Source organism: Streptomyces sp. SID3343 (assembly GCF_009865215.1).
In the GTDB taxonomy this organism is placed as follows: domain Bacteria; phylum Actinomycetota; class Actinomycetes; order Streptomycetales; family Streptomycetaceae; genus Embleya.
The window spans coordinates 1-10,724 of the sequence record NZ_WWJX01001302.1; the positions used below are offsets into that span (position 1 = coordinate 1).

The 10,724-nt window shown below is 71.4% G+C and carries 6 protein-coding genes; all 6 read right to left on the reverse strand.

Annotated features, from left to right (window positions below; all coding sequences use genetic code 11):
* Positions 1–113: 113 nt before the first annotated feature.
* Positions 114–944 carry an aldo/keto reductase gene (locus GT354_RS41250; RefSeq protein WP_161361774.1) on the reverse strand — a complete coding sequence of 277 codons (831 nt, stop codon included), beginning with the start codon at positions 942–944 and terminating at the stop codon, positions 114–116.
* A gap of 211 nt (positions 945–1,155) precedes the next feature.
* Complete coding sequence (locus tag GT354_RS41255; RefSeq protein WP_161361777.1) at positions 1,156–3,165, reverse strand: CocE/NonD family hydrolase; 2,010 nt, start codon at positions 3,163–3,165, stop codon at positions 1,156–1,158.
* 121 nt (positions 3,166–3,286) lie between these two features.
* The gene (locus GT354_RS41260; protein WP_161361779.1) at positions 3,287–4,243 is read right to left on the reverse strand and encodes an alpha/beta hydrolase; all 957 of its coding nucleotides are present in this window, start codon (positions 4,241–4,243) and stop codon (positions 3,287–3,289) included.
* A 3-nt stretch (positions 4,244–4,246) separates the two neighbouring features.
* Positions 4,247–7,132, reverse strand: a complete 2,886-nt coding sequence (locus GT354_RS41265) for a branched-chain amino acid ABC transporter permease/ATP-binding protein (RefSeq protein ID WP_161361781.1) — start codon at positions 7,130–7,132, stop codon at positions 4,247–4,249.
* A complete protein-coding gene (locus tag GT354_RS41270; RefSeq protein ID WP_237535957.1) occupies positions 7,125–9,470 on the reverse strand; it encodes an ATP-binding protein in 2,346 nt (781 codons plus the stop codon). The genes GT354_RS41265 and GT354_RS41270 overlap by 8 nt, the downstream gene beginning before the upstream one ends.
* 69 nt (positions 9,471–9,539) lie before the next feature.
* The coding region (locus GT354_RS41275; protein ID WP_161361783.1) for an ABC transporter substrate-binding protein at positions 9,540–10,724 on the reverse strand (1,185 nt) is incomplete at its 5' end.

The following is a 10,724-nucleotide window of genomic DNA, read 5'->3' on the forward strand; positions in this document are numbered from 1 at the left end:
GGCCGAACCCGATCGCCCCCGAACCCGGTCTCCCCCGCGGCCGGCCGTCGCCCGAACCCGCCCGAACCGATCGTCACCCGATCGGCGACGGAGCGGGCCGCGGCGCGCGTCGGTCAGAACTCTTCGTGTTCTTCCGGGTCTCCGCCCATCCGACCGCGTTCCAGGCCGTCGATCGCGTCCATCTCGGCCTCGGTCAACTCGAAGCCGAAGATCGCGGCGTTACTGCGCTGCCGCTCGGGCGACGCGGACTTGGGAATGGCCACCACGCCGAGTTGATGGTGCCAGCGCAGCACCACCTGGGCGGGCGTGACATCGTGTGCCTCGGCCGCGGTGGCGATTTCGGGCTGATCGAACACGTCCTTGGCGCGGCCGAGCGGGCTCCAACTCTGCGTGACGACCCGGCGGTCGCGGTCGGCCGCCCGCATCCGGGCCTGCGGGAAGAACGGGTGCAGTTCGATCTGGTTGACGACGGGCATCTCGCCGGTCTCGCGTTCGAGCTGGTCGAGGTGGTCGTCGGTGAAGTTCGAGACGCCGATGGAGCGGATTCGGCCCTCGTCGCGGAGCTTGATCATCGCCCGCCAACTGTCCACGTACTTGCCCACCCGCGGGTTCGGCCAGTGGATCAGGTACAGGTCCACGTACTCGACCCCGAGCCGTTCGCGGGACTCCTCGAACGACGCCAACGTCTCCTCGTAGCCGTGGTCGCGCCCGGGCAGTTTGGTGGTGAGCACGATCTCCTCGCGTGGGACGCCCGCGTCGGCGATGCCCCGGCCCACGCCGATCTCGTTGCCGTAGTTCGCGGCGGTGTCGATCAACCGATACCCGATGCCGATCGCACCGCGCACCGCCTCCCGGGCCTCGTGGTCGGCCAGCGGGTAGGTGCCCAGCCCCAACGCGGGCAGCACCCGGCCGTCATGGAGCGGCACGGAGGGCCAAGCGGTCATGATCGATCTCCCGGTTCGAACGACGTGGGCGCGTACGACGGGCGCGCGGGACGCTCCCGGGCCGAACGCGGATGCCGACCGTCGGCTCGACGCACCGGCACCCGACACGCCCGTTCTCCGCGCCGCACCGTTTCATGCCTGCGCCCACGCCCGAAGGGCCCACGGCGGACGAGGTGTCCACCGTGGGCCCCACGACCTGGGGACTACGACGTCACGAGGGGCATACGTTCGTGCACGGCGTGCCGAACGCGCTTGCCGGGGCCAGCGGCAGGGTCACCGAGGACGGTGTGTTCGGGCCGGTCTTGAGCTGGTAGATGCCGAGCAGCAGTCCCGGCGTCTGGGTCAGCGTGGCGGCCAGGTGCGGGGTGTCGGCGGTGGTGACGTTCACCCGGATGCGGTGTCCGGGGGCGATCGAGGCGAACGTCGGGAAGACCTCCAGGTCGTAGCGGACCACCTGGTTCGGCGGTACCGAGGTGGTGGTCGCCTGGGTGGACGGGTGGTAGGGCATCAGCATCGACCCGTCGGGGGCGTACCACGTGCGGGCCGGGTCGATCGCGCGGTGCGAGCCGATCAGGGCGCCGGTGCTCAGCGGCACCGAGGAGCCGTCGGGGGCGACGTCGGTGACGGTCACCACCCACTGCGTCTCCGGCGTGTTCGACTGCGCGTACAAGGTCGCGCCGATCGGTCCCGCGAGCACCTTCGTCTCGGTCATCGGGGCCGTCGTGTACACGAGCGAGTTCGGTCCGGTCTCGCGGGCGGTGTTGCTGTCGGTACAGGCGGGGTCCTTGATGAACCCGCCGATCCATTGCGCCGCCGATCGGGTGCACGAGCTGTTCGACGCGGTCCAGCTGATCCACTCGCTGCCGTTCGCGGTGGGCGCGCTCGGGGTGAGCAGGCCGTCGTTGGCGGAGGCGGGGGCGCTGCCGGTGCGGCCCTTGTCGAGGTAGAGGCGGGTGGGGTCGGCGCCGGTGAAGGGGTAGGTGCGGGTGTCCAGCCAGCGGTTGGTGCCCAGTTCCTTGACGTGCAGCGGCTTCGGGTCGGCGGCGCCGGTGATGCCGGTGTCCATGCCCTTGAGCCAGTGGTCGTACCACTTGAGCTGGAGCCCGGGCAGGTCGAGCGACGGGTCCTGGCGCGGGTCGTGGTACCACGGGCCCATCAGCAACTGGTAGCGGTCGGTGACGGCTTGGCCGGCCACCATCGGTTGGCCGATCGGACGGCCGGCCCAGGCGTTCTGGAGCCCGGCGTAGTTCATCAACGCGCCGCGCTGGAACAGGTCGTGCCAGCCGCCGAGCAGGAACGCCGGTACGCCGTTGGCGACCACGTTGGCGAGCATGTCGGCGGGCCGACGCTGCTGCCAGAACGCGCCGTCGAACGCTTCGGCGCCGCCGCCGAGCAGGCCGTTGAGGATCGGCAGGTTGGCCGAGCCGAAGCCGCCCAGGTGCTGGAGTTCCAGGCGCAGCGTGTCGAGGATGTTCTGCGTCGAGCCTTCGCGCAGCGCCTCGGCCAGCGGTGCGGTCATGTTGCCCAGGCCGGTGAACAGCAGCCACATGGGCATGAATTCGGCATCGGGGATGCCGCCCATGGTGACCAGTTCGCGGTAGAGGTCGTTGCCCGCGACCATCGGGAAGATGGCCTTGAGCGGCGAGTTCGGGCCGACGGCGGCGGCGGTCATGATCTGGTTGATGCCGGTGTACGAGCCGCCGTACAGACCCACCTTGCCATCGGAGTGCGGCAGGGCGGCGACCCAGTTGACCAGGGCGGCGCCGTCCTGCGACTCGATCGGGGCCCATGGGGACCACGAGCCGTTCGAGGTGCCGGTGCCGCGGACGTCGACGGCGACCGTGATGTAGCCGCGCTGGACGAACCACGACAGTTCGGCCTCGAGGCCGCCGCGGCCGTACGGGGTCTGGGTCAGGAGTACCGGGAACGGCCCGGTCGCCGGCACTCCGTTGGTGGCGGGCGACAGGATGTCGGCGCGCAAAATCGTTCCGTCGGCCATCGTGACCGGAACGCCCGACTGCTTGGCCACGCCGTAGGTCGGTTGGCTGTGCCGGGTCGCGGCGGGAACGGGGGTGGCCGCGGCAGGGGCGCTGGTGGCCGGTACCGCGCCGAACAGCGCGGCCACCAGGGCCAGTACGGCGGCGAAGGTGATGCCGAGCCGGGTTCGGCGTCGGCGGTCGAGTCTGATTCCGGGTCCTTGTCGCGGGATGTGGACGGACACCCTGACCTCCAAAGGTCACGCGAGAGCGGGGGGACGGTGGCGCGCGGTGCACTCGTAGGGCAGGGCGAGTCTGCGGATCCGACATCGGATCCGCGGCTCGGCCCTCGGGGTTGACGGTGCGTCAGGGCGCGAGTGTGCCCGTCAGCGCACGACGCAGGGCGGCGGCGCGAAGGTCGCCGACCAGCGCGTGAGTGATGGTGCCGGGGATGATCCAACCCCCGTGCAGGTGGGCCAGGACCCGGAACGCCGAGGCGGGCACGTCGGCTTCGTGTAGGCGGGTGAGGTAGCGCTCGCCCTGGTCGCGGACCGGGTCGTACTCGGCGACGGTGATCACCGCGGGCGGCAGGCCGCTCAGGTCCGGCTCGAACAGCGGGGACACGCGCGGGTCGCGCGGGTCGACGGTGTCGTCGAGGTAAAGCGCGAAGTACTCGTTGCACGCCTCGGGAGTGAGGCCGCCGAAGTCGAGGATCGCGTCCGCCTCGACGTCGAGGTCCATCGGGGTCAGGTCCACGGCCGGTACGTCGAGCAACTGCGCGAGCGGCATGGGCAGACCCCGATCGCGGGCGACCAGGCACAGCAGCGCGGCCAGGTTGCCGCCCGCGCTGCATCCGCCGACGACGATCCGCGCGGGGTCGACGCCCAGTTCGGCGGCGTGCTCGTGCACCCATGTGTAGCCCGCGACGCAGTCCTCCAGCGGTACGGGATACCGGTGTTCGGGCGCGAGCCGGTAGTCGACGAGCGCGACCGCGCACGGCACGAGGGAGGTCATCGAGCCCAACTCGACCTCGGCCGTGTCCAAATCGCCCTGGAAGAAGCCGCCGCCGTGGATGAAGTAGAACAGCGGCGCGGCCTCGGGCAACCCGGCGGGCCGCAGGATCCGGACGGTGATCTCGCCGCCGGCCACCGGCACGGTGTGGTCCCGCGCGGTGACGTCGTCGGGGCGCCCGGTGAACGCGAGCATCATCGTCGAGTTGGCGACCTTGCGCCGCTCGTCCAGGGTGCCCGGCGGGGTTCCACCGGCGGCGCCGGCGGCGACGAGCAGGTCGATGATGCGCTGGATCGGAGGGTCCAGGGGCATGGGTCAGCTCTCCATCACGGGTTGGGGCAGGGGACGAACAGGGGCGCCGGCCGCACCGGAGCGGTCGATCGCGCGGGTGTCGGTGCCGAGGTAGCCGGCGATCACCGCCGGGTCGGCGCGGACCTCCTCCGGGGTGCCCTCGCTGATCACCTTGCCTGCGGCAAGGCAGTACAGCCGGTCGCTGATCGACATCATGAACGGCATGTCGTGCTCGATCACGATCATCGCGGCGTCGAGTTCGCGGCGCAGCCGCAGCAGCAGCGGGCCGAGCGCCTCGGTCTCGCGCTGGGCGACGCCCGCGGTCGGCTCGTCCAGGCACAGCACCCGGGCGTCGAGCGCGATCAGGTTGGCGAGTTCGACGATGCGCCGGGTACCGGTGGACAGTTGCGCCACTGGGGTGTCGGCGTAACGGCCGAGCCCGACCAGGTCGATCAGGTCGGCCGCTTCGCCGCGCCGGTGCCGCTCGGCGCGGATCGCCCCGGGCAGCAGCAGTGCGGTGGAGACCAGGCCGGAGCGCTTGCGCGCCTCCAGTGCGACCAACACCGTCTCGCGCACCGTCAGTTCGGGGAACAGCCGAGCAGCCTGGAAGGTCCGGCCGAGGCCGAGTGACGCGCGGCGGGCCGGGGCCAGGCGCGAGACGTCGTGGCCGAGCAGGGCGACCGTGCCGGTGGCGGGGGCGAATCCGCCGATGGCGTTGAGCAGGGTGGACTTGCCGGCACCGTTGGTGCCGATCAGGCCCAGGATCTCGCCGGGCCGCAGCCCGATCGACACCGAGTCGACGGCGGTGTTGCCGCCGTAGCGCACCGAAACATTGCTCGTCGAGAGCACGAACTCGGGCCTGGGGGCCTCGGCTTCGGCCCGGTCGCGAGTGCGCATCGGGCGCTCCGGCTTCGCGGGCGCGGGGGCGGAGCCGGCCGGGATGTCGGGCAGTCTCTTCTCGGCCCAGCGGATCAGCGCCGCGCGAGCGGCGTTGGCGATCTGGGTCAGGCCGCCGGGGAAGTACAGCAACAGGACGAGCAGGCCGATACTGGACGCGAAGATCGGTACGAGCGAGTTGCCGGGGAAGAACGCGGGCAGCCCGACCACCCACACCGCGCCGATCACCGGACCCACGGTCGAGCCGAGCCCGCCGATCACCACGATCGCGACCAGCGTCAGCGAGTCGGAGACCTGGAAGAACCGTTCGGTGAGCGGGACGCTCTGCACACTGCCGGCGAGCAGCGAGCCGCCGAGTCCGGCAATCGCACCGGACAGCGCGAACGCGGTGACCTTGGTGCGCAGCGGCGGCACGGTACAGGCCGCGGCGGCCTGCGGGTTGTCGCGGACCGCGATGGTGCGCCGCCCGGTGCCGTGCGAGCGCAACCGGGCGAGCAGCGCCAGGACCAGCACGAGCACGACCAACAGCACGTAGTAGTAGGTGCGTTCGTTCGACAGGTCGAGGCCGAACAGGTGCCCGCGTGGCAGTGGTACCGACGCGGCGTTGCCGTCGGTGAGGAACGGCCGCCGGTAGAGGTATCCGGCGGCGGCGACGCCGAGGGCGAACGTGCTGACCGCGAGCAGCATGCCGTCGACCCGCAGGGCGCCCGCGCCGACGATCGCCGCGAGGACGGCCGTGACCGCCGCCGCGAGCAGCGCGGAGAGCGCGAACGGCAGGGCCTGGAAGGCGATCGTGCGATCCGAGCCGATGTCGATCGAGAGCCCGCGGGTGAGCGCGGCGGTGGTGAGTGCGCCCAGTCCGGCGAACGCCATCTGACCGAGGGAGAGTTGCCCGGCCCAGCCGGTGAGCACGGTGAGCGAGCACGCGCAGACCGCGAACGCGAGGATCGTGCCGTAGAGGAGATGCCGCGACGCCTGGGTGACCACCAGCGGCAGGACCACCGCGATCACGAGCGGCACGGCGATGCCGAGCGTGCCCAGATGCCGAATCCACCACACGCCGCGCAGCCGCTCCGGGATCGGCGCCGGGCGCGGCCCGGTGGAGAACGTGCGGGCGTCGCCGCGTTGGTCGGTGCGGGCGTCGCGGCGGGCGCGTACCCACACGGCGGTGACGACGGCGCACAGCAGCAGGAAGTCGACCAGGCCGGTCTGCTCGACGAAGTTGAACCGCACGGCGGCTTGGAGCACGCCGATCGCGATGCCGGCCACCATCGACCAACGGAACGATGTGAGCCCGGCGATGACCGCCGCGGCCATCGCCCGGACCATGGTGTTGGGGCCGAGGTCGGCGGTGGCCGAGACCCGCCCGGACTGGCCGGCGATCAGGATCATCGCGAGCGTGGACAGCAGACCCGCGAGCGTCCACACGAGGGTGGACACGATCTTGGGGCTGATCCCCACGGTGCGGGCGAGGTTGGGGTTCTCGGCCGACGCGGTGACCGCGCGGCCCTGGGTGGTCCTACCGAGGAACCAGGTCAGCGCGCCGGCCACGACGGGCACGACCACCAGGACACTCACCTGGGCGCCGGTGATCCGCACGCCCGCGAGTTGCCAGTGCGCGGTGATCGCCACGGGGTAGCTCGCGCGCACCGCGCCGTCGACGTCGGGCAGTGCCTTGACCGCGGCCACGCACGCCTGGGCTACGCCGATGGTGGCGATCAGCACGGTCACCCGGGCGGAGTGGAACAGCCTTCGGATGACCGCGAGTTCGACGACGGTTCCGGCGAGCGTGCCGACCAGGAGGGAACCGGCGAGCGCGGCCCAGAACGGCACCCCGTAGTTGATCACGGCGAGCGGCAGCAGGGCCGCGCCGATCACGCCGAGGTTGCCGACGGCGAAGTTGATCACCCGGCCGGCCCGGTAGACGAGCACGATGCCTAGTGCGATCAGGCCGATCGCGAGGCCGTTGATCAGGCCGTCGAAGGCGATCTGTCGAGTCATCAGGTCAGCCATGGTCGGCACTCTTCTCGGCGGGACCGGCGGGACCGGCGGGACCGGCGTGGCCGGCGGGCCCGGCGGGTCGCTCTTCGTTCTCGCCGGCGTCGCCCTCGCCGGCCTCGTCCCCGCCCAGGAACACCGCCCGGACGAAGTCGCGTTCGGCGAGATCCGCCGCCGCGCCCTCGAACCGGATCCGGCCCTTCTCCAGGAACAGCGCCCGGTCGGCGATGGACATCGCGACGTTGAGCGACTGCTCGACGACGATCATCGCGAGCCCGGTCTCCTTGAGCCGCTCGATCACGGCCAGGAGTTCGGCCACCATCGCCGGCGCGAGGCCGAGCGAGAGCTCGTCGATCAACAGCACCTCGGGGTCGTGCAGGAGTGCCATCGCGAGCGCGAGCATCTGCTGTTGGCCGCCCGACAGCGCGGACGCGCGTTCACCGCCGCGTTCGGCGAGTTGCGGGAACAGCGCGAGCGAGCGCTCGATGCGGCTCCTGACCAGGTTCGGGTCGGCGCGATACACGTACGCGCCCATCTCCAGGTTCTCCCGCACGGTCATCCCCGGGAAGACGCCGGCGCCGCCCGCCAGGGACACGATGCCCAGGCGTACGCGTTGTTCGGGGGCCACGAACGTCACGGTGCGTCCGTCGAGGCGGATCACGCCGCGTTCGGGGGTGGCCAGTCCCGCGATCAGCCGCAGAATGGTCGACTTGCCGGCGCCGTTGGTGCCGAGCAGCGCGAGTACCTCGCCGCGCTTGACCTCGAAACCGACGTCGAAGAGCACCTGGACCTGCCCGTAGGAGAAGTCCACGTTGTTGACCTGGAGTACGGGGATGTCGTCCGGTTTGGCCTGCCGACGCGCGTACTCCTCGTGCTCCTCGTGCAGTTCCTCCACGATCAGCGCGAGGTCGTCACGCACGTAACCGGCACCGCGCATGATCAGCAGCCCGCCGATGATCGTCGCGGGCACGAGCGTGACCAGCACCGCGGTGCGCGGTCCGAAGCTGTCGATCAGCGGGGCGGACACCAGGCCGCCGCCGGTGGCGCCGATGAAGAACACGTAGATGGACGCCATCGCCGTGCCGAGCCCGCGCAGGCGATACGGCACGATCGTCTGCATGAGCGGCCCCATCAGGGCGAACGCGCACGACAGCAGCACGACTTGGGGAACCCCGAAGATCGTGTAGAGCACGGGGTTGGGCGAGAAGTACTGCAACGGCGCGAACAGCGCCGAAGGCACGATCAGCAGGCCGATCAGGCGCAGCGCCTGCGCCGGGTCCTCGCGGAAGCGGCGGTCGTAGTAGCGGCCGATGAACGGCAGCACGATCAACCCGCCGATGCCGCCCGCGGTGCCGACCAGGCCGCGGTCGAACGCGTCCAGACCGTACTCCTGTTCCAGGAACAGGTTGCCCAGCACGGGGGTGGTGAACAGTCCGAAACCCATCGCGGCGAACGCGAGGATCACCGTCTTGAGGGTGCGGATCCGGCCGAGCCGGGCGAACGCCGCCTCGATCGAGATCGGCGGCGGATCGTCGTCCTCGATCACCTCGCCGAGCACGTCGGCCTTCTCCCACTGGCCGCGCGGCGGTTCGGGCAGGAAGAACGCAAGGGCGGCGAAGATCAGTACGGGCAAGCCGAGCAGGTAGTAGGCCCAGCGCCACCCGTCGGGGCCGCCGACGGCGGCGGCGATGCCGCCCACCACCAGCGGGCTGAGCACCGCGCACAGCCGGCCGCTGACGCCGATCGTGGCGCCGAGCCGGCCGCGGATCCCGATCGGATAGGTGTCGGCCAGCAACGACCCTTGCACGGGGCCGCTGTTGGACTTGGCGACGCCGGCGCCGAACCGGGTCCAGAAGAACATGAAGGCGTTCATCGCGAAGCCGGACAGGAACACCATGACCGCGAAGAACGCGGTGGATATCCCGATCACCGGGCCGCGCCTGCACCGGTCGGCGATCCAGCCCATGGGGACCGCGCCGAGCACGGTGAACGCGCCCGCGGCGACGCCGAGGAAGACGATGGTGCCGTTGCCCACGCCCAGGCTGTCCCGGATGTCGGGGGCCAGCACCGCGAGCGCGGCGCCTTCGAGTTCGTCGAGCGCGGTCAGGATGAGCAGCACGGTGAACACGGATGTCCCGCCGCGGCGCAGTCCCTGACGCAGGGTCAGGTTCTCCGCCGGGGCCTTGCGGGAAGCACCGCCGACGCCGGGGAGGGCGGCGTCGGCGGCGGTACCGGACGGCTGTGCCTCGCGCTGCCGCGGTTGTTCGTCCAGGACCGCACCGGCGAGGTCGGCCAGGTTGCCCGACTCGCCCCCGGTGGTGTCCCGTTGGGGTGCGGCAGTGCCGCCGTCCATGTGTGGGGCCTTTCTCGTGGTTCGGGTGCCCGCTACTGCCGTGGCCGGCCGAGTGAGCCGGTCACGGCACTACTTCGTGGCGGAGATGGGCGGCCCTGCGGGGACCATCTGGTTCTGCGCGGCGTCCCAGCGGTACACGCCGACGGCGTCGCCGGCGCTGTGCTTGCCGGCGGCGAGGGAGGCCAGGGGCATGCCGGGGAGTTGCAGCTTGCTCAGCGATTCCGCGCCGCGCTGCCAGCTCGCGGCGTTGAGATCGCGGCCGGCGGCGTCCGTGGCCTGGACGAACAGGCGGAAGGCGGCGCACGAGTTGGCCACAGAGCTCAGCGCCTCGCGGCTCGCGGCGGCCATGTCGAACTTCTCGCCGACCCCGCCCGCGTTGTACTCGTCCACGCACGTCTTGACCGCCGGGTCGGCGGCCAGTTCGTCCTTGGTCGGGATGTACGGCGCGGCGACCGTGACCTTCTCCATCGTGGCGGGCTTGATGCCGGTGGTCTTGGCGACGGCGGGGCTCAGCGCCTGCGCCGAGGTCGCGTACACCTGCCCGGGCAGCCAGTCGGCGCGCTGCAGCGCGATCATCAGGTTGGAGAAGTTGGACGTGTTGAGGATGGTGTCGGCGCCCGAGGAACGGATCTTCTGCACGAGCGTGTCCAGGGCCTGGTCGCCGGCGGCCTGGTCCTTGCCGTAGTCGTCGAGCGGGGTCTGTACGACGACCTCGATGCCGGCCGCGTCGAGCAGCGGCTTGACGGTGTTCTTGGTGACCGCCGCGTCCTGGGCCTCCCAGTACAGGGCGACCTTCTTGCCGGTGAGCAGCTTCTGGTCGATCAGCGCCTCGACGGCGGCGGCACGCTGGCGGTCGTCGGCCATCTCCAGCGCGACGAACGGCGCCTTGGAGCGGCGGTCGCGTTCGGCGGACTGGCCCCACTGGCCGAGGTAGGGCGTGTTGTGGGTCTCGGTGAAACACAGCGGGGTGTCGCCGGTGAGGATGCCGATGGCGAGGAAGACCTTCTTGTCCTCGCTCAGTTCGACGCACGCGGCCTGCGCCTCGGCCGGCCCGGTGGGCAGGAACGGGCGGAAGGCGAGTTCCACCTGCCGGCCCTGGACGCCGCCGCGCTTGTTCTGGGCGGCGACCCAGGCCGTGTACAGGTCCTTGCTCGCCGGGCCCTCGCTCGGCACGCCGAGGGCCTTGAGCGCGGCGGGGTCGGTCGCGGCCACACCGAGCTTGACGCTCGTGTCGGTGACCCCGCGGGCGGGGCC